The 19,601-nt window shown below is 60.6% G+C and carries 19 protein-coding genes; 5 read left to right on the forward strand and 14 right to left on the reverse strand.

The window, feature by feature from the left end; genetic code table 11:
• Window positions 1–7: 7 nt before the first annotated feature.
• Both E4T63_RS00375 and E4T63_RS00380 read right to left on the reverse strand, forming a co-directional pair.
• Window positions 8–601: a hypothetical protein gene (locus tag E4T63_RS00375; RefSeq protein WP_134785094.1), complete on the reverse strand. Its 594-nt coding sequence runs from the start codon at window positions 599–601 to the stop codon at window positions 8–10.
• Entirely contained in the window at window positions 567–1,307 is a 741-nt protein-coding gene (locus tag E4T63_RS00380) for an SURF1 family protein (RefSeq protein WP_134785095.1), read from the reverse strand. Before E4T63_RS00380 ends, E4T63_RS00375 begins: the two co-directional genes overlap by 35 nt.
• A gap of 70 nt (window positions 1,308–1,377) precedes the next feature.
• On the opposite strand from E4T63_RS00380, the gene E4T63_RS00385 reads away from it, so the two are divergent.
• Window positions 1,378–1,581, forward strand: coding sequence for a twin transmembrane helix small protein (locus E4T63_RS00385; RefSeq protein WP_003220344.1), 204 nt, complete (start codon window positions 1,378–1,380; stop codon window positions 1,579–1,581).
• A 7-nt stretch (window positions 1,582–1,588) separates the two neighbouring features.
• On the opposite strand, the gene E4T63_RS00390 is transcribed toward E4T63_RS00385, so the two are convergent.
• From E4T63_RS00390 to coxB, 4 genes are all read right to left on the reverse strand, one after another.
• A complete protein-coding gene (locus tag E4T63_RS00390) occupies window positions 1,589–2,476 on the reverse strand; it encodes a cytochrome c oxidase subunit 3 (RefSeq protein ID WP_098966490.1) in 888 nt (295 codons plus the stop codon).
• 25 nt (window positions 2,477–2,501) lie between these two features.
• Window positions 2,502–3,053 carry a cytochrome c oxidase assembly protein gene (locus E4T63_RS00395; protein ID WP_123586030.1) on the reverse strand — a complete coding sequence of 184 codons (552 nt, stop codon included), beginning with the start codon at window positions 3,051–3,053 and terminating at the stop codon, window positions 2,502–2,504.
• Window positions 3,054–3,182: 129 nt separating this feature from the next.
• Window positions 3,183–4,769: a cytochrome c oxidase subunit I gene (ctaD, locus tag E4T63_RS00400; RefSeq protein ID WP_007962785.1), complete on the reverse strand. Its 1,587-nt coding sequence runs from the start codon at window positions 4,767–4,769 to the stop codon at window positions 3,183–3,185.
• 82 nt (window positions 4,770–4,851) lie between these two features.
• Window positions 4,852–5,979 carry a cytochrome c oxidase subunit II gene (gene coxB, locus E4T63_RS00405; RefSeq protein WP_135294668.1) on the reverse strand — a complete coding sequence of 376 codons (1,128 nt, stop codon included), beginning with the start codon at window positions 5,977–5,979 and terminating at the stop codon, window positions 4,852–4,854.
• Between the two features lie 370 nt (window positions 5,980–6,349).
• Here coxB and E4T63_RS00410 point away from each other — a divergent pair, with 370 nt between their 5' ends.
• Complete coding sequence (locus E4T63_RS00410; protein ID WP_135294669.1) at window positions 6,350–6,982, forward strand: hypothetical protein; 633 nt, start codon at window positions 6,350–6,352, stop codon at window positions 6,980–6,982.
• A 138-nt stretch (window positions 6,983–7,120) separates the two neighbouring features.
• Here E4T63_RS00410 and E4T63_RS00415 read toward each other — a convergent pair whose 3' ends face one another.
• Both E4T63_RS00415 and E4T63_RS00420 read right to left on the reverse strand, forming a co-directional pair.
• Window positions 7,121–8,647 carry a SulP family inorganic anion transporter gene (locus E4T63_RS00415; RefSeq protein ID WP_135294670.1) on the reverse strand — a complete coding sequence of 509 codons (1,527 nt, stop codon included), beginning with the start codon at window positions 8,645–8,647 and terminating at the stop codon, window positions 7,121–7,123.
• Between the two features lie 90 nt (window positions 8,648–8,737).
• Entirely contained in the window at window positions 8,738–9,469 is a 732-nt protein-coding gene (locus tag E4T63_RS00420; protein ID WP_098966495.1) for a carbonic anhydrase, read from the reverse strand.
• Window positions 9,470–9,963: 494 nt separating this feature from the next.
• On the opposite strand from E4T63_RS00420, the gene E4T63_RS00425 reads away from it, so the two are divergent.
• The gene (locus E4T63_RS00425) at window positions 9,964–10,545 is read left to right on the forward strand and encodes a hypothetical protein (RefSeq protein WP_134785098.1); all 582 of its coding nucleotides are present in this window, start codon (window positions 9,964–9,966) and stop codon (window positions 10,543–10,545) included.
• 85 nt (window positions 10,546–10,630) lie between these two features.
• Here E4T63_RS00425 and E4T63_RS00430 read toward each other — a convergent pair whose 3' ends face one another.
• The 4 genes from E4T63_RS00430 to E4T63_RS00445 all read right to left on the reverse strand — a co-directional run bounded on the left by E4T63_RS00430 (window position 10,631) and on the right by E4T63_RS00445 (window position 15,611).
• Window positions 10,631–11,689, reverse strand: a complete 1,059-nt coding sequence (locus E4T63_RS00430) for a PA0069 family radical SAM protein (protein ID WP_134785099.1) — start codon at window positions 11,687–11,689, stop codon at window positions 10,631–10,633.
• Window positions 11,690–11,763: 74 nt separating this feature from the next.
• Complete coding sequence (locus E4T63_RS00435; protein ID WP_135294671.1) at window positions 11,764–13,065, reverse strand: c-type cytochrome; 1,302 nt, start codon at window positions 13,063–13,065, stop codon at window positions 11,764–11,766.
• Between the two features lie 12 nt (window positions 13,066–13,077).
• Complete coding sequence (locus tag E4T63_RS00440) at window positions 13,078–14,862, reverse strand: GMC family oxidoreductase (RefSeq protein ID WP_135294672.1); 1,785 nt, start codon at window positions 14,860–14,862, stop codon at window positions 13,078–13,080.
• A gap of 2 nt (window positions 14,863–14,864) precedes the next feature.
• Window positions 14,865–15,611: a gluconate 2-dehydrogenase subunit 3 family protein gene (locus tag E4T63_RS00445; protein WP_135294673.1), complete on the reverse strand. Its 747-nt coding sequence runs from the start codon at window positions 15,609–15,611 to the stop codon at window positions 14,865–14,867.
• 310 nt (window positions 15,612–15,921) lie between these two features.
• Here E4T63_RS00445 and E4T63_RS00450 point away from each other — a divergent pair, with 310 nt between their 5' ends.
• Window positions 15,922–16,566 carry a dual specificity protein phosphatase family protein gene (locus tag E4T63_RS00450; RefSeq protein ID WP_027610212.1) on the forward strand — a complete coding sequence of 215 codons (645 nt, stop codon included), beginning with the start codon at window positions 15,922–15,924 and terminating at the stop codon, window positions 16,564–16,566.
• 45 nt (window positions 16,567–16,611) lie between these two features.
• Here E4T63_RS00450 and E4T63_RS00455 read toward each other — a convergent pair whose 3' ends face one another.
• Together E4T63_RS00455 and prlC are read right to left on the reverse strand one after the other, a co-directional pair.
• Window positions 16,612–16,896: a YheV family putative zinc ribbon protein gene (locus E4T63_RS00455; RefSeq protein ID WP_007962808.1), complete on the reverse strand. Its 285-nt coding sequence runs from the start codon at window positions 16,894–16,896 to the stop codon at window positions 16,612–16,614.
• Window positions 16,893–18,971 carry an oligopeptidase A gene (gene prlC / locus E4T63_RS00460; RefSeq protein ID WP_167797057.1) on the reverse strand — a complete coding sequence of 693 codons (2,079 nt, stop codon included), beginning with the start codon at window positions 18,969–18,971 and terminating at the stop codon, window positions 16,893–16,895. Before prlC ends, E4T63_RS00455 begins: the two co-directional genes overlap by 4 nt.
• A 62-nt stretch (window positions 18,972–19,033) precedes the next feature.
• On the opposite strand from prlC, the gene E4T63_RS00465 reads away from it, so the two are divergent.
• Complete coding sequence (locus E4T63_RS00465) at window positions 19,034–19,579, forward strand: gamma carbonic anhydrase family protein (RefSeq protein WP_095139718.1); 546 nt, start codon at window positions 19,034–19,036, stop codon at window positions 19,577–19,579.
• Window positions 19,580–19,601 lie beyond the last annotated feature (22 nt).

The raw sequence follows: 19,601 nt of genomic DNA on the forward strand, positions 1-19,601 counted from the left end.
GATGCCCTTATCCGATGTTCGACAGTTTCAGCAGGTGGCGCAGGTCGTTGAGCAGATCCTTGCCCTTCACACTCGGGTCGTAGCGCAGCACCAGGTTGCCGTGGGGGTCGATGATCCACAGCTGCGGCGTGGCCTTGTCGCCGGTGGCCTTGCTCAACGCTGCGCTGTCCAGCGGGTAGCGTTGCAGCTGCGGGTATTCGCGGGTCAGCTTGGCTTCGTAGTCGGCGCTCAGCGGCTGTGCAGCGGCGAGGGCGTGGCTGGCGCGCCCGGCATCGCGGCCGAGGCCGATCTGGATCTGCCGGGCGAGGTACACCAGTTGCTGGCAGTCCACCGCGCAATCCTTCGGCGCGGTCACCAGCATCTGCCAGCGCTGTTCGTCGGCCTGCACGCCGAGGTCGGCGCGGGTCTGGCCGTTGCCGATCAGTTCGCCGTGATAGCTGCGACCTTCCGGCACCCAGAACTGCAATTTGTACATGCCGGTGGCGAGAATCATTGGGCCGACCACGCCGAGCACAATCAGCAACAGCTGGATCCGTCCACGGCGGCGGGTAGCCGGGGTTTTCGCCTCAGACATGCTGGGTGGATTCATGGCCGTTCCCATGGGTTTTCTCCTTTGCGTTGTGCAATCCAAGGTAGAGGTAGAGGCCGAGCAGGGCGGTGGCCATGGCGAACCACTGCACGGCGTATCCAAGGTGTTTTTCCGGGCCCATGGCGACGACCGGCCAGTCGGCCTCATAGCTGGCGGGGCCGGGTTCGGCACGAAGTTCGTAGGCGAAGCCGTCGCGTTCGAGGGTTTTCCACAGCTTCGACGGCTCGACGGCGGTGATCGTTTGCGGCCAGGTGCTGCTGGCCGGGTCGGCGTGCAACTGGAAGGTCGCGCCGGGGGCGACGTAGACCCAGGCATCCAGGTTGACCGCGTCGGTGGGGGTTGCGAATTGCGGCGTCACCCGGCGATCCGGCCATGGCAGCCAGCCGCGATTGACCAGCAGCCACTGGCCGGTGGCCCGATCCTGAAACGGCTGCAGCAGCTCGATACCGACCTTGCCGTTGCGCTGGCGGTTGTCGAGCAGCAGGCTGTGGGCGCCATCGAACTGGCCGTACAGATGCACACGGCGAAAGGCCGGGTCGGCGCTGTGCAGCAATTCGCTGCTGGCCATCGGCTCGGCGGCGCGGCGCTCGGCGTAAGTGGCGAGCAGGGCGGTTTTCTCCGCCCCCCGGCCCAGTTGCCAGAAACCCAGCGACACCAGCAGCGGCAGCAGCAGCGCCACCACCACGGTCGGTATCACGCCCGGACGGAAGCGCTTCATGGCCGCGCCATAAAGTCAGTCGTCGCGCTCGCTATACTCAACTGCATCGCCTGTCCCCCGGAGTCTTCCCATGCTCAAAGCAGCCATCGTCCTGCTGCTGATTGCCACGGTGATCAGCCTGTTCAGCGGCCTGTTTTTCCTGGTCAAGGACGACAGCAGCTCCAATCGCCTGGTGATCGCCTTGAGTGTTCGGGTGGCATTGGCCGCGGCCACCGTCGGCTTGATCGCCTGGGGCTTCTACAGCGGCCAACTGGTGTCGCACGCGCCTTGGTGATCAGTGCTCAGAGCACGTAAACGAAGACGAACAAACCGATCCACACCACATCGACGAAGTGCCAATACCAGCTCGCCGCCTCGAAGCCGAACTGATGCTCGGCATCGAAATGGCCCTTCATGATGCGCATCAGCATCACGAACAGAATGATCGTGCCGATGGTCACGTGCGCGCCGTGGAAACCGGTGAGCATGAAGAACGTCGCACCATAGATGCCCGAACCCAGGGTCAGGCCGAGTTCGTGGTAGGCGTGCATGTATTCCTCGGCCTGCAAGGCGAGGAAGCCGCAGCCCAGCAGCACGGTGATCGCCAGCCAGATTTTCAGTGCGCCGCGATGGCCCTTTTTCAAGGCATGGTGGGCGATGGTGATGGTCACGCTGGAGCTGACCAGCAGGATCGTGTTGATCAGCGGCAGGCCCCACGGGCTGATGACTTCCCTGGGCGGCGGGAACAGTTTCGGGTCCGGGGTGTGCAGCAGCGGCCAGGTGAACTGGAAGTTCGGCCAGAGCATGTGCGCGATGCCTTTCGGGCCTTCGCCACCCAGCGCCGGGCCGGAGATGTGCCGCACGTAGAACAGCGCACCGAAGAAAGCGACGAAGAACATCACCTCGGAGAAGATGAACCAACTCATGCCCCAGCGGAACGAGCGGTCGAGCTGCGGGCTGTACAGCCCGGCACGACTTTCCTTGATCACCGCCCCGAACCAGCCGAACAGCATGTACGCCAGCAGCAGCCCGCCGACGAAAAAGATGTACGGGCCGTGGGATTCCGGGCGCGCGGCCTTCAGATCGTTGAACCAGGTCGCCAGGCCGTACACGGTGATGACCATGCCGAAGGTGGCGATGATCGGCCATTTACTCTGGGCCGGAACGTAATAGTGCTCATGAGTTGCCATTTATTGTTCTCCTTATCGGGCACGCTTAACCGCCAGTGTTTGCAGCCACCGGTGGATGACGGGCGGTGATATCGAACAGCGTGTAGGACAGCGTCAGGTGCTTCACGTCCTTGGGCATGTCGCGGTCAACGATGAAACGCACCGGCATCTCGATCTGCTGACCGGGCTGCAGCACCTGCTGTGTGAAGCAAAAGCATTCGGTCTTGTGGAAATACGCCGCGGCGTTGCTGGGTGCGATGCTCGGCACAGCTTGCGCACTCATGGGTTTGTCGGTGGGATTGCGCGCGATGAAAATCATCTCGTTGACCGCGCCGGGGTTGGCGGTCAGCTCGTCGTGCTTGGGGTAGAACTCCCACGGCATGTCGATGTTGTTGGTCGACAGGAACTGCACGCGCACCTGGCGCGAGCTGTCCACCATCTGCTCGCCCTCGTACTGCCCTGCGGTTTTGCCATTGATGCCGAAGGCCTTGCACATCACGTCGTAGATCGGCACCAGGGCAAAACCGAAAACAAACATTGCCACCACCACACCGAGCAGGCGGGTGACCAGTTTTTTCAGCGAGATCGAGTCAGCCATGTTTGTCAGCCTCCACCGAGATCCCCTGTGGGAGCGGGCTTGCTCGCGAATGCAATTCATCATTCAACCCATGAGTGGAATGATCTGACGCATTCGGGAGCAAGCCCCCTCCCACAAAGGCAAGGCGTTTCATTTCACTTCCGGCGGCGTGGTAAAGGTGTGATACGGCGCCGGTGACGGCACGCTCCACTCCAGACCTTCGGCGCCGTCCCACGGTTTGGCCGGCGCTGGCGGGCCGCCGCGAATGGTCTTGATCACGATGAACAGGAAGAAGATCTGCGTGGCGCCGAACATGAACGCGCCGATCGAGGAAACCATGTTGAAGTCGGCGAACTGCAGGTTGTAGTCCGGAATCCGTCGCGGCATCCCCGCCAATCCCACGAAGTGCATCGGGAAGAAGGTCAGGTTCATGCCGACGAACGACAGCCAGAAGTGCAGCTTGCCGAGGGTTTCGTCGTACATGTGCCCGGTCCACTTCGGCAGCCAGTAATAGGCCGAGGCAAAGATCCCGAAGATCGCCCCCGGCACCAGCACGTAGTGAAAGTGCGCGACCACGAAGTAGGTGTCCTGGTACTGGAAGTCCGCCGGGGCGATGGCCAGCATCAGCCCGGAAAAACCGCCGATGGAAAACAGGATCACAAACGCTACGGCGAACAGCATCGGCGTCTCGAAAGTCAGCGAGCCTTGCCACATGGTGCTGGCCCAGTTGAACACCTTCACCCCGGTCGGCACGGCGATGAGCATGGTCGCATACATGAAGAACAACTCGCCCACCAGTGGGATGCCGACCACGAACATGTGGTGCGCCCAGACGATGAACGACAGGAACGCGATGCTCGCCGTGGCGTAGACCATCGAGGTGTAGCCGAACAGCGGCTTGCGCGAGAAGGTCGGGATGATCTGGCTGACGGCGCCGAAGGCCGGCAGGATCATGATGTAGACCTCGGGGTGGCCGAAGAACCAGAACACGTGCTGGAACAGCACCGGGTCACCGCCACCGGCGGCACTGAAGAAACTCGTGCCGAAGTGGATGTCCATCAGCATCATCGTCACGCACCCGGCCAGTACCGGCATCACCGCGATCAGCAGGAACGCGGTGATCAGCCAGGTCCAGACGAACAGCGGCATTTTCATCAGGGTCATGCCGGGGGCGCGCAGGTTGAGGATGGTGGCGATCACGTTGATCGCGCCCATGATCGAACTGATCCCCATCAGGTGGATGGCGAAGATGAAGTAGGTGACGCTTTCCGGCGCATAAGTCGTGGACAGCGGCGCATAGAACGTCCAGCCGAAGTTCGGCCCGCCACCGGCGGTGAACAGGGTCGAGACCAGCAGCAGGAACGCCGCCGGCAGCAGCCAGAAGCTGAAGTTGTTCATCCGTGGCAGGGCCATGTCCGGCGCGCCGATCATCAACGGGATCATCCAGTTGGCGAGGCCGACGAACGCCGGCATTACCGCGCCGAAGACCATCACCAGGCCGTGCATGGTGGTCATCTGGTTGAAGAACGCCGGTTCGACGATCTGCAGCCCGGGCTGGAACAGCTCGGCGCGAATCACCATGGCGAACGTGCCGCCGAGCAGGAACATGCAGAACGCAAACCACAGGTACAGCGTACCGATGTCCTTGTGGTTGGTGGTCAGCACCCAGCGCATCAGGCCTTTGGCGGGGCCGTGGGCGTGGTCGGCATGACCGTGGTCATCGATTACAGCGCTCATGGCCGGTCTCCTTTACGTGAGTGGACGGGGCTGGCCAGGGCGCGTTGCCCCGGCCGGTTCACGAAATACGCGATAGACCGGCTCATTTGCTTTCCGCCTGTTTGAGCTCAAGCACTTCTTTTGGCGTGACCATGTCGCCCTTGTTGTTGCCCCAGGCGTTACGTTCGTAGGTCACCACCGCTGCGATATCGACTTCCGACAACTGCTTGCCGAACGCCGCCATGGCGGTGCCGGGTTTGCCGAAGTACACGCGGTGCAGGTGGTCGGCTTTGGGCCCGGTGGCAATCGGTGAGCCCTTGAGCGCCGGGAACATCGGCGGCAGGCCCTGGCCTTCGGCCTGGTGACAGGCCACGCAAGTGGTGTGATAAATCTTGTCGCCGCGTTCCTTGAGTTCGTCGAGGGTCCATTCCTTGCTGGTCAGCTCCTTGAGCTGCGCGGCTTCGGCTTTGCGGTCGGCCAGCCATTTGTCGTAATCGGGCTTCTCTTTGACGTCGACCACGATCGGCATGAAGCCGTGATCCTTGCCGCACAATTCGGCGCACTGCCCGCGGTAGATGCCGGGCTTGTCGATGCGGGTCCAGGCTTCGTTGACGAACCCGGGGATCGCATCGCGCTTGACCGCAAAGGCCGGCACCCACCACGAGTGGATCACGTCGGCGGAAGTCACGAGGAAGCGCACCTTGGCGCCGACCGGCAGCACCAGCGGCTTGTCGACTTCGAGCAGGTAGTGCTCGCCCTTGGCTTCCTTGTTGTGGATCTGTTCGGCGGGGGTGGCCAGGTTGCTGAAGAACTCGACATCCTGACCGAGGTATTTGTAGTGCCACTTCCACTGATAGCCGGTGATCTGGATATCGATATCCGGCTCACTGGTGTCGTACATGCGGATCAGGGTAGCGGTCGCCGGAACCGCCATCGCCACCAGGATCAGCAGCGGCACGACAGTCCAGAGAATCTCGACGGTGGTACTTTCGTGGAATTTTGCGGCGACCTGCCCGGTCGAGCGACGATGCACGATCATCGACCAGAACATGGCGCCGAAGACGATGATCCCGATCACCACACAGATCCAGAAAATGGTCATGTGCAGGTCGAATACTGCGTGACTGATTTCAGTCGCTCCAGGCGCCATATTCACAGTCCAGGCCGCTTGAGCCGGGCTGAAAATCGACCACAACAGGAGGCCCATCCAGACGTGTGGATGTCGCATCATTGCGGGTTCCCCTTATCGTTCTTGTTATCCCGTAGGCGCAACGCCTTCGGCAAGGGAGCGGCTGCATCAGACTACGAACTTGAATCGCCGGGCCTTGCTGCGTGGGCAGTCGGGCGTCATCAGCTAACTCCATTCAATGGCGAGTATAGACAGCCACCGGGAATTGCAATGTCGACGCGTAAATGATCTGAAACAGCCGGGGCTTGCGCTCAAGGGTACGAATGGAGAAGGATGCAGACGAGTGGTGGCGAACCGATATAACGCTGCTGCATCAAGGATGAAATAATTATGACAAATGCGTCTTAGCATTTTTCGTAAGCCAGCTAAGTTATGTCTTCCCTATTTCATTGCCTTGTTCCCTGGAGTTTTCATGAACACCGCCGCATTGCGCGAGCAGATCCAAAAAGCCCGACAGACCGAAAACGAAACCGGACGGCTCAAGCGTCAGCTGGAAGCCAAGTTGCCTCATCTGCATTCGGCCATTCAGTTGCCGGACGCTAACCGCGAAGACGCGTTGACGAGTTTTGTCACCGCCTATATCGATGAAGTACCAGACATGCTGGACGCAGCCAATGAAGTTGCCAGGGAAGCGGGAATCGAGTCGCAGATCAAGCCGGTGCTGAAAATCGCCGAGCAGTACTTCCTCCAGCCGCCGGTCGGCCTGGACAGCCTGCTGGATGAAGCCTATCTGGCGCACCGCTTTGTTGAAGAGGTCAACGACCTGTACATCAAACACCTCGGCCAGCCATTGATCCCCTTGGACATGACGGTCGCCAACCTGATTGCTCACCAATTGCTCGGTGAGGAATTTGCCAATCAACTGGACGAAGTGGTGCATCACGCCATCGACAAGATGCTCGACGACGATAGTTTTGCGCTGGAATCGGTAGAGGCCTACCGCGACAAACTGATCAGCCCGGATACCGGTGCTGCGTGGAAGCGCTGGCCGTGCATGGGCCGTCGCTTGGGTGTGGGCCTGGAGCTGGACCAGCCTGCTGCCTGATTCAAAGCCCGGTACAAATCCCAATTGTGGGAGGGGGCTTGCTCCCGAAGGCGGTGGGTCAGTCAATATCAATATCGACTGATCCACCGCCTTCGGGAGCAAGCCCCCTCCCACAGGGTTTCTTTGCAAGCGGGTGATTTAGCCAGCCGCACCGATCCCGGTGTTTGTCCGAACCCGCCCCTCCAACCGTCGCTTCAACCCGCGCGACTCGATCAACAGCTTCGACCCCTTCGCCGCATTCGCCCGGCCCCACTCTTCCAGCAACTCCAGACACGAATGGTCGATGTAGCTCAGGTTATTGAGCGGCACATGCACCGTCGTGCCTTGCGGAATACTGCCCAGCACTTGCGTCAACGCCGGCACTTTGAGGAAGGTCGCCGCACCGATCAGACGCAACTCCATCTCGCCGTCCTGCGGCAGATCGATCAGGCTGATCTTCAATCGCGAAGCCTTGAACGCCAGTTTCAACATCGTCAAACCGAAACCGATCAACACACCGGTCAGCAGGTCGGTGAAGATGATCGCCAGCGCCGTGGCGGCATAGGTGAACATCGGCATCCGCCCGTAACGGCCCAGACCACGAAAGGCCTTGAGGTCCACCAGTTTGAACCCGGTGTACACCAATACGCCTGCCAGGCTCGCCACCGGAATGCTTTGCAGCACGCTCGACAGCAACAGCACGAACGCCAGTAGCCACAGACCATGGAAGATCGTCGAGTAACGGGTGGTTGCACCGGCCTGGACGTTGGCCGAGCTGCGCACGATCACCCCGGTCATCGGCAGCGCACCGAGCAGACCGCAGAGCATGTTGCCGACACCTTGCGCCGACAGCTCACGGTCGAAGTCCGAGCGCACGCCGTTGTGCATGCGATCCACCGCTGCGGCGGACAGCAGCGTTTCGGCGCTGGCGATGAACGCCACGGCAAAAGCCGCAATCAGCAGGGTGGGATCAGCGAGGCTGAGCAAGTCCGCCGGTTTCAGCCAGTCGATGGCCTCGGCCAGATTCTCCGGCACCTCGACCCGTTTAACCTGCAACGCCAACAGCAGGCTTGCGCCCGTAGCCAGACCGACGCCGAGCAGCGCACCGGGAATGAAGCGCAGCGAATGCGGGCGAAATTTCTCCCACAGCCACATCACCGCAATGGTTGCCAACCCGAGCAAGCCGGCCTGCCAGCCGAACGACGGCAAGGCCTGCGCCACCGCTCCGGGGAACGCCGTCAGGTTATCCAGCCCGGACGGTTGTGGCTTGGCATCGAGCATCACATGCACCTGCGACAGAACGATCAGCACGCCGATCCCGGCGAGCATACCGTAGACCACCGCTGGCGCCGTGACCCGAAACCAGCACCCGAGCTTCAGGCGCCCGGCCACCAGTTGCAGGAACCCGGCGAGCAGCAGAATCGGCCCGAGCATCTCGATCCCGTGCTGGCGCACCAACTCGAACACCAACACCGCCAGACCTGCCGCCGGCCCGCTGACCTGCAACGGTGAACCCGCCAGCCAACCGACCACCAGACCACCGATGATCCCGGTGATCAGGCCTTTGGCCGGTGGCAACCCGGAAGCAATCGCGATACCCATGCACAGCGGCAGCGCGACCAGAAACACAACCACCGAAGCCAGCAGCTCCCGTGGCAACACCGCTTTCAATTGAGCAGCACGCATGGTGACTCTCCCGAAGTTTTCTTCAGGCATGGCTTCGCCGAACCGCTGAAACAGCGGCCGGCATCAAGCCACACAGATTTTTAGGAGGATTTAGAAGCGCGCTTTGGGCGTCGCCACCGGAATCGGATGGCTGCCGTCGAGCGGCAGGAAGCGTCCCTGATCCGCGTCGTAAGCTTTGATTTCACTGGTTTCGATGTTGTAGACCCAGCCATGGATGAACAGCTGACCGTTCGCCATGCGTGAGGCTACTGAAGGATGGGTACGCAAGTGCTGCAGTTGGGCGATGACGTTCTCCTCGGTGAGGATCGGCATGCTTTCTTTTTCGTCGGTGCAGTTACAGTTTTCGTGCACCATGGTTTTTGCCACTTCGGCGTGGCGCAACCAGGCTTTGACCGTCGGCATTTTTTCCAGGCTGTCCGGATTGAGCACTGCGCGCATGGCACCGCAATCGGAGTGGCCGCAGATGATGATGTGTTGCACGCCCAGCGCTAGTACCGCGTATTCGATGGCAGTGGAAACGCCACCGTTCATCTGGCCGTAAGGCGGCACGACGTTGCCGACGTTACGGGTCACGAACAGATCGCCTGGCGAACTCTGGGTGATCAGCTCGGGCACGATGCGCGAGTCGGCGCAGGTGATGAACATCGCCCGTGGCGATTGCGCCGTGGCGAGTTTCTTGAAGAGTTCTTCCTGCTGCGGGAAGACCTCATGATGAAAATGCAAAAAGCCGTCAACGATCGTTCGCAGCGCTGCATCGGCGGATTCCGCCCCAGGGACGGCTTGCGCCGACGCAGCCAACGGCTGTTTATCCTTGTCACTCATGATTCATCCTCTTTGGCGGATTCGGGGAGTCGTTCCCGTGTATTCCGGTATGAAGCCAGTGGCTGTTTAAAACATCCGGGCCATCCCGACCCGTCAGTCACTCGATGAACAAGGTAGCTGCCGAAACTTAACTCAAACTGAATCAAGCGCTCTAGAACGTGTGTTCCAGGTCACAAAAAACGTGACTGGCGTGTTTCGACGCAAGGATTCCAACCCTCAACCATAAGCCGATTGTCGCTGAATCAACGACATGTGGCGACCCGGCGGACAGAAGGCTGCGCGATCAAGCTGAAGAATTTTTTATCTATGTCATTTGATAATGAGGAGGAAGTTAGTATTAGTTGGCTTGAGTCTCATGTTAGTTGTTCTGTTTGTAGTCGACTTTATTATTTTGAAATGACTAAGTTGTTGTGGCTCAATCGTTTTATTCCTATAGTTTTTTGGGCGGGCATAATTGGTGTGTCCGTCTAATTAATTATTCAAGGATTGAAAAGATGACAACTCAAACTACTTTTGTTACTACCATGAATGCACTGCGCGAATTTCATAAGGCAAGTTGCGATCATACGCCTGGGGCGCGCCGCCAAGTTCTGGCCAAACCGGTTTATCCAACCGTTTCTGCGCTCACTTCGCTGACCCCGGAAGAAGCCGCGGCAGTTGAAGGCTTGAAAGAAGATTCGCAAAGAAACGGTGCCGTTAACACCAATGAAATTCAGAATCAGATCACCGCGGACACCGAGCGGTTCAAGGAAAGCGGTGGTGGTGACGCTGCCAGCGAGGAGTTCAGGAAGCGTATGGAGGAGAAGCGTGCAGCGCAGAAAGAATCTTCCAACAAAATGATCGATGATATGTTCGATAAGGCTATTGATATTGGTGAAAAGTATCCGGCGACTCAGGGGGCAATCCTTTCTGTGTCGGACCAGATCATGGCGTTTTTCAGCAAGTTATACAACGAGATCTATTTCTGGGTCAGCAATATTGTTGAGCAGTTTGTCGAGTGGGTGAAAAACGCTTTGGAAAACATCAAGAATACCGCCCGCCGCATCGTCGACTGGATCAGTAACTGGTTCAAGTAACAGCTTCTCCGAAGCCAGTAGTTCTAAATAATCGCTTGATGGAGCCAGACTCCATCAAGCGATTTTTTATTGTTTTGCGCTCTGCCTACAGCAGAGCCATTTGTGCCCCTGGCGGACAGAAGGCCGTGCAGTCGAGGTTATAGCCCTCACGATGGTTTAAACCGAGACGTTTAATGGCTTTGGCGAAACGTTGCGCCAGCAGGTCGGCGAACGGTCCCTCGCCGCGCATTCTCGCGCCGAAACGGCTGTCGTAGAGTTCGCCGCCTCGGCTCTGGCGGATCAGGCTCAGGACATGGGCCGCACGCTGCGGATAGTGCGCCTGCAGCCATTCCTCGAACAGCGGCGCCACTTCCAGCGGCAGGCGCAGCATCATATAGGCGGCACTTTGTGCACCGGCGGCATGTGCCTCGGTCAGCAGGCTTTCGATTTCGCTGTCGTTGATCATCGGAATCATCGGCGAACACAGCACCCCCACGGGAATGCCTGCTTCGCGCATCACCCGGATCGCCCGCAGCCGTGCTTTCGGTGCAGCGGCACGGGGTTCGAGGATGCGTTTGAGTTCATCGTCCAGCGTGGTCAGGCTGATCATCACCGCCACCAGCCGTTGCTGCGCCAGCTCGGTGAGCAGGTCGAGGTCGCGCAGAATCAGCGAACCTTTGGTGACAATGGTCACCGGGTGCCGGTAGCGCAGAAGCACTTCAAGGGTCTGCCGGGTGATCCTGTGCTCGCGCTCGATGGGCTGATACGGATCGGTGTTGGAGCCAAGATTGATCGGCGCGCATTGGTAACCGCGTTTGCTCAACTGTTCCTCAAGCACCTGAGCGGCGTTGGTCTTGGCGATCAGTCGGGTTTCGAAATCCAGCCCCGGCGACATGTCCCAATAGGCGTGGCTGGGTCGCGCATAGCAATAGATGCAACCGTGCTCGCAGCCGCGATAGGGATTGATCGAGCGATCGAAGGGCAGGTCCGGCGAGGTGTTGCGGGTAATGATGGTTTTCGCGGTTTCGATCATCACCTCGGTGTTCTGCGTTTCGGGCACTTCCTGATACCAGCCGTCGTCCTCGGCCACCGAACGGTTCGGCGCAAAGCGGTTGTGCGGGTTGGTCGCGGTGCCGCGGCCGCGCGGTGGCAATGGAGTAGACATGAAAACGCCCCGATACTGTGTGCATATACAGTATCGGGGCGTTGCTCATCTGGCTAGTGCCGTCGGGCGACTGGTCAGTTGTGTTGCGTGACCTGACCGAGGTCATCGCCGGAGGTGTGCTTCATATCCTCCTTACGCAACTCGGCGACGTCAGCGGCTTTCACCGGCGCCCCTTTGTTGCCCCAACTGCCACGGATGAAACTCACCACATCCGCCACTTCCTGATCCGACAACCGCCAGGCGAAACCCGGCATGGTGAAGGTCGAGGGTGCCGTGTGCGTCGCCGGCAAGGTACCGCCCTTGAGCACGATGTGGATCAGCGAGGTCGGGTCTTCCGATTGCAGCACCGGATTGCCCGCGAGCGCCGGGAACACACGGGTGTAGCCATGGCCGTCGGTACGGTGGCAGGCCGCGCAGTTATCGATGTACACCGCTGCGCCACGCTGGCTGTCGTCGCCGTTCCACAGGGCTTTGGCCGCTTTCTCATCGTACTGGTGCGGCTGATCGGCAGGATCATTGGCCGGCAGCGACTTGAGGTAGCGGGCGATCGCGGTCAGGTCGGCGTCGGTCATGTATTGCATGCTGTGGGTGACCACATCGCTCATGCCGCCGAACACTGCACTGCGGTCGCTGCGACCGGTCTTGAGGAATTGCACCAGCTGCTCTTCGCTCCAGCTGCCCAGGCCATCCTTGTGATCACCGCGCAGACTTTTCGCGATCCAGCCTTCCAGCGGCGCACTGCCGGCGAGGAAGTTCTTGCCGTCCGCCGCGCTCAGGGATTTTTCCTGCATGGTCAGCGCCCGTGGCGTATGGCAGGCGCCGCAATGGCCGAGGCCTTCGACCAGGTAGGCGCCGCGATCGATCACCGGATCATCCGAGGTTGCCTTGTAGTCCTCGACCTTCGGCGCGAACAGCCAGCGCCAGCCCATCAGCGGCCAGCGCATGCTCAGCGGCCATGGGATGTCGCTGGCCTTGTTCTCCTGCGCCACCGGTTCGACGCCGTGCATGAAGTAGGCGTACAGCGCCTGCATGTCGGTTTCGCTGACACGGGCGTAGGACGGATACGGCATCGCCGGGTACAAGGTACTGCCGTTTTTCGCCACGCCATGGCGCACGGCTTTGTCGAAGTCCTCAAAGCTGTAATCGCCGACACCGGTTTTGTCCGGGGTGATGTTGGTCGAGTAGATCGTGCCGATCGGGGTTTCCATCGGCAGGCCGCCGGCGAACGGCTTGCCGCCCTTGGCGGTGTGGCAGGCCACGCAGTCACCCGCGCGGGCGAGGTATTCGCCTTGTTTGATCAACGCCTGATCATCGTCGGCGGCGTGTACAGCCGTGCTGCCGAGCAGCGCCAAGATGGCGATAACAAGATTTTTCATGGTCATCGCTCCTTATGCCTGAACCAGCGGGCCGGGGTTTTTCAGGTATTGCTCACGAATCGCCTTGGCCGACCAGTAGGTCAACGCCGCCACCAGCCCGGTCGGGTTGTAACCCAAGCCTTGCGGGAACGCCGACGCACCTGGCACGAATACGTTGTGCACTTCCCAGCTCTGCAGATAACGGTTCAGGGCACTCTTCTTCGGATCGGTGCCCATGATTGCGCCACCGTTGAGGTGGGTGGTCTGGTAGGCCGCGGTGTTGAAATGATCACCGACCTGCTTGCCGATCACCGCGATGGCTTTCGGGCCCATGGCTTGAGCGACCTTGCCCATTTTCTCGACCATGAAGCGGTTCATCTTGATGTCGTTTTCCTGCCAGTCGAAGGTCATGCGCAGCAGCGGCAAGCCGTAGGCATCGCGGTACACCGGATCCAGATCGAGGTAGTTGCCACGGTAGGACTGATGCGCGCCGTGGGCATCCATCGACACCTGGTGGGTGTAGTAATCGGCGGTCGCGCGTTTCCACTGGCTGCCCCAGGCCGGGGTGCCGGGCGGGTTCGAGGTGCCGGCAATCGGGCGGCTGCCCGCCTGGTTGACCCACATTGGCGAGCCACCGACGAAGCCATGCGGGCCGTGGTCGAAGTTGTCGGCGTTGAAATCGTCCAGCGCCACGCCGTTGCCGCCGGCGCCGATGAAGTTGTTGGTGTGGGTGTCCTTGTCGAAGAACGCCTTGATGGTCGCCATGTTCTGGTAGGCGAAGTTGCGCCCGACCACGCCTTCGCCGCTGATCGGGTCGTACGGCTTGCCGATGCCCGAGAGCAGCATCAGGCGCACGTTGTGCAGCTGGAAGGCGCCGAGGATCACCAGGTCCGCCGGCTGCTCGATCTCGCGGCCCTGGCCGTCGATGTACGTCACGCCGGTGGCCTTGGACTTGGTGCTGTCGAGGTTGACCCGCAGCACATGCGAGTTGGGCCGCAGCTCGAAATTCGGCAGTGGCTTGAGCGCCGGCAGAATGTTCACGTTCGGAGAGGCCTTGGAGTACATGTAGCAAACGTAACCGCTGCAGAACCCGCAGAAGTTGCACGGGCCCATCTGTGCGCCGTAGGGATTGGTGTACGGGCCTGAGGTATTCGCGGAGGGCAGGTTGTAGGGTTTGTAACCGACCTCTGTCGCCGCTTTGCCGAACAGCTGTGCGGAAACCGTATTCTTCTGCGCTTCCAGCGGGAACGGATTGGAGCGATCCGGTGCGTAAGGGTTACCGCCCTTGCCCTGACCGACCAGTTGGCCCTTCACGGTCCAGGCCTGGCCGGAGGTGCCGAAGACCTTCTCGGCGAAATCGAAGAACGGCTCCAGCTCTTCATAGCTGACGCCGAAGTCCTGGATGGTCATGTCCTTGGGGATGAAACTTTTGCCGTAACGCTCTTCGTAGTGGCTGCGCATGCGTAGCTCGATCGGATCGACGCGAAAGTGCACGCCCGACCAGTGCAAACCGGCGCCGCCGACGCCATTGCCCGGCAGAAACGCACCCAACTGGCGATTCGGCAGGGCGATATCGTTGACGCTGTGGCGGATGGTGACGGTTTCTTTCGAGATGTCCTGAAAGAGTTTTTTCCGCACGCTGTAGGTGAGTTCGTCGATCACCTGTGGATAGTTGCCGTCGGGGTAGGTGTCCTGCATCGGCCCGCGCTCCAGCGCCAGCACGTTGAGCCCGGCCTCGGTCAGCTCCTTGGCCATGATCGCGCCAGTCCAGCCGAAACCGACGATCACTGCGTCGACCTTCTTCATTACGGTTGCCATGCTCAAGCCCTCTCGCCGCGAATCGAAACTGCCGGGAAGGGGTATTGCTCGTTGCGTTCCACCCAATCCATGAAATCGGCGCGGGCGCCGGGGAAGCCGATCATGGTCCAGCCGACCATGCCTTTATTGCCGCCGTGGATCGGGTCGCAGAAGAACCCTTCCTTGGTGTTTTGCAGCAGCAGGCTGAAGAAAATCTTCGCTGGAACCGCATCGAACTGTGGTTTGCCGGCTTCGAGCTGCTTGAGCAAATCTTCTCGGGTAGCGCTGTCTTGCTCAGCAAATGTTTTACCGTTGAGGGATTTTGCCCACTGATCCGTGGCAGCGATGCCCAGGCGATAGATCTCTTTTGGCACCAGTTTGCTCTGCCAGCCCATCTCCGGCGCGGCGTCGGCGTTGAACGGGCCTTGCATGTACCACAGGGCACCGGCGGCATACGGGGTGTTCATCTGGCGGTCGATGTATTCCGGCACGCCGGCTTCCAGAGCCCCCGGGCCTTGCTCGTCATTGGGGATGAGGTGTGCCACGGCGGCGTTGATGAAGGCCCATTCCTCGGCGGTGAAATAGCTCGGCTGATAAGCGCTGGCGTCAGCTTTGGCCGGTGTGGCTGCGGGCGTCGACGGGGCCGCTTCAGGCGCCGCTTGCAACACGCTGCTGCCCAGACCGCTACCGGCGAGGGTGAACACGGGAATCAGGGTCAGGGATTTGCGCAAGAACTCACGCCGCGGGTTGTCTCGATCTGCGTCAGACATGGGGGTGCACCTCATCAGGCATTGATGGTTGTCCGCCGTTTCTGCGAACGGCGTGAGCATTTTTTCGTCGCGGCGTGGCCCGGTGGTTGACCGGGAAAAGGGGGACGCCTGCAACATCGTGTGACAAATGGTAGCAGGCTATGCATCGGGTTGAACCGATTCAGCGGAAAAAGCTGCGGTTTTTTACCTGAGTGCTCAATGAAATCGCACGGATTCACGATTCTTTGACAAGTGCCTCACAGGGCTTTGACCGTCAGACGTGGAAGCTGCGAGGCCTTTCATTGATGAATTCCGATACGGTCAGCCCAGCATGTCTCGAGTGCGCCTTTTCCCTGCTTTGTGTTTGTCGCTTGTTGCCTTGTTGCACTTGATGCCGGCCCAGGCTGACGCCGCTGCAACATCGCGTCCCCCTGAATGGGCGCAACCGGTTGAAGTGCAGTACAACCTGTTCCAGATGTCGCCAACCCTCTACCGCAGCGCCTTGCCGGATGGCGGCGCAGTGCCGTTGCTGAAGAACCTGAAAGTGGCGACGGTGATCAACTTCCTGCCGGAAGCTGACAGCAGCTGGCTGTCCGAGCCGGGCATCAATCAAGTGCAACTGCCTTATCGCACCAACCATGTCGATGACGCCGATGTGCTCAAGACGCTGCGCGCGATTCAGGCTGCCGAAGCCAATGGACCGGTGCTGATGCATTGCAAACATGGCTCCGACCGCACCGGCCTGATGGCGGCGATGTACCGGATTGTGGTGCAGGGCTGGAGCAAGGAAGACGCGCTGAATGAAATGACGCAGGGTGGTTTTGGTGAAAGCGGCCATTTCAAGGATGGCGTGCGTTATGTGATGCAAGCCGATGTCGACAAACTGCGCACCGCGCTGGCCAACGGCGACTGCAGCACCAGTGCCTTTGCCACCTGCTCGATGAAGAGCTGGTTCCAGTCGGTCAACCTCAAGTAAGCCGCACCCTCCACGGCATTGCACCGTGGAGGGTCATGCGTCGGCTCAGTCTTCGGACTTTTTCTTCAGCTTCGGATTCGGAAAGAACTGCACGGCCTGGACGGTCTTGTCCGGCGCCGGCTTGAGCGCGCTGGTATTGACCCGCGTGCCCAGTTCCTTGGGAACCGACAGCCCTTGCTCGTTCAGCGTATCCGAGTAACCGCAGGCCACGCACTCACGGTGCGGCACGCTGTCCTCGTTCCACATCATCAGTTTGTCCGGCTCGCTGCACGCCGGGCAGACAGCCCCGGCGATAAAGCGCTTCTTGGTAATCACAGGTGCCTCACTCATGCTGCTGCGTCCTCACTCAGGCCGCTATGGCGCAAGAGTGCGTCAATCGATGGCTCACGGCCACGGAAGTCGACGAACAGCACCATCGGTGCCTGCGAGCCGCCACGCGCGAGAATCGCTTCGCGGAAGGCGCGCCCGGTCTCGGCGTTGAGCACGCCGTCTTCTTCGAACCTGGAGAAGGCATCGGCTGACAGCACTTCCGCCCACTTGTAGCTGTAGTAACCCGCGGCGTAACCGCCGGCGAAGATGTGCGCGAAGCTGTTGGGGAAGCGGTTGTACGCCGGTGGACGCATCACCGACACCTCGTCGCGCACGCCTTCCAGCACTTGCGCCACGCTGCGGCCATCACCGTGGGTGGCGTGCAGCTCGAAGTCGAACAGCGAGAACTCCAACTGCCGCACCATCATCAGCCCGGACTGGAAGTTTTTCGCCGCGAGCATTTTCTCCAGCAGGTCCTGTGGCAGCGGCTCGCCGGTTTCGTAATGACCGGAGATCAGCGCCAGGCCTTCCGGCTCCCAGCACCAGTTTTCCATGAACTGGCTTGGCAGCTCGACCGCATCCCACGCCACGCCGTTGATCCCCGAGACACCTGCGTGATCAACGCGGGTCAGCAGGTGATGCAGGCCGTGACCGAATTCGTGGAACAGGGTGGTCACTTCATCGTGGGTCAGCAGCGCAGGCTTGCCGCTGTCTGCCGGGGTGAAGTTGCACACCAGGTTGGCCACCGGGCTTTGCAGCACGCCGTCAGCGGTACGGCGGCGGTCGCGGGCGCCGTCCATCCACGCACCGCCACGCTTGTTGGCGCGGGCGTAGAGATCGAAGAAGAAGCGGCCGACGTGCTGGCCGTTTTCCTTGATTTCGAACAGGCGCACGTCCGGGTGCCAGGTGTCGAAGCCTTTCAGTTCGGCGATTTCGATGCCGTACAGACGCTGGACGATAGCGAACAGACCGCCGAGGACTTTATCGATCGGGAAGTACGCACGCAGGGTTTCCTGAGCGACGCTGTAGCGTTGCTCGCGGAGTTTTTCCCCGTAGAAACCGCTGTCCCAGCTTTGCAGATCGGCGCAGCCCTGTTCGGCGGCGTAGGCGCGCAGCTGCTGCAGGTCCTGCGCAGCGAACGGCTTGCTGCGCTTGGCCAAGTCGCGCAGGAAGCTCAGCACCTGATCACTGGACTCGGCCATTTTCGTGGCCAGGCTCAGCTCGGAGAAACTGGCGAAGCCCAAGAGTTTTGCCAGCTCCTGACGCAGGTCGAGGATCTCTTCCATCACCGGGCCGTTGTCATTCTGCCCGGCGTTCGGGCCTTGGTCCGACGCACGGGTGCAGTAGGCGGCATAGACTTCTTCACGCAGCGCGCGATCCTGGGCATAGGTCATCACCGCGTAGTAGCTCGGGAATTCCAGGGTGATCAGCCAGCCATCGAGACCTTTGGCCTGCGCGGCGGCAGCCATTTGCGCCTTGGCCGAATCAGTCAGGCCGGCGAGGGCAGCCTCCTCAGTGACGTGCTTGGTCCAGGCTTGTGTGGCGTCGAGCAGTTGGTTGGAGAAGCGGCTGCCCAGCTCGGACAGCTTGCTCTGCACTTCGGCGTAGCGCTTCTGTTCGGCTTCCGGCAGGTCGATACCCGACAGACGGAAATCACGCAGGGCGTGTTCCAGAATGGTTTTTTGCGCCACGTCGAAACCGGCGGCTTCCGGGCTGTTGGCCAGCGCTTCATAGGCCTGGAACAGTTCGCGGTTCTGGCCCATCTCGGTGGAGTAGGCGCTCAGGGCCGGCAGGCACGACTCGTAGGCTTCGCGCAGTTCGGCGCTGTTGCACACGGCATTGAGGTGGCTGACCGGACTCCAGGCAGCGCCGAGGCGATCGTTGAGTTCGTCCATCGCCAGCACCAGGCCGGCCCACGTCGGATTCTGGCCTTGGGTCTTGAGGATTTCGGCGATGGCGGCGCGGTTGTCGGCCAGGATCGTTTCGATGGCTGGCAGCACGTGTTCGGCACGGATCGTGGAGAACGGCGGCAGGTCGTAGGACTGCAGAAGAGGGTTGTTCACGCTCACGGTTGGCACCTTGGCTGGAAGAAACATGCGCCCATCTTAATTACAATCGACACTCACCGCAGCTATCGGCGACAGAGAGAGAACTTATCGTGCCCGTTCGCAAGTACCAGAATCACACCCCGCAACTCGGCAAGGGCGCGTTTGTCGACGCCTCCGCGGTGGTGATCGGCGACGTCGAAATCGGCGAAGACAGCTCCGTGTGGCCGCTGACCGTGATCCGTGGCGACATGCACCGCATCCGTATCGGCGCGCGCACCAGCGTGCAGGACGGCTGCGTGCTGCACATCACCCACGCCGGCCCGTTCAACCCGGATGGTTTCCCGCTGCTGATCGGCGATGACGTGACCATCGCCCACAAGGTCATGCTGCATGGCTGCAGCGTTGGCAGCCGTGTGCTGATCGGTATGGGCAGCATCGTCATGGACGGCGCGGTGGTCGAGGACGATGTGATCATCGGCGCCGGCAGCCTGGTACCGCCGGGCAAGCGCCTGGAAAGCGGCTTCCTGTACGTGGGCAGCCCGGTGAAACAAGTCCGCTCGTTGACCGACAAGGAGCGTGCCTTCTTCACCTACAGCGCGGCGAACTACGTGAAGCTCAAGGACCTGCATCTGGCCGAAGGCTACGATCAGCTCTGAATCGACCTATACCTGCTCAGGA

It is taken from the genome of Pseudomonas fluorescens (genome assembly GCF_004683905.1).
GTDB lineage: Bacteria > Pseudomonadota > Gammaproteobacteria > Pseudomonadales > Pseudomonadaceae > Aquipseudomonas > Aquipseudomonas putida_A.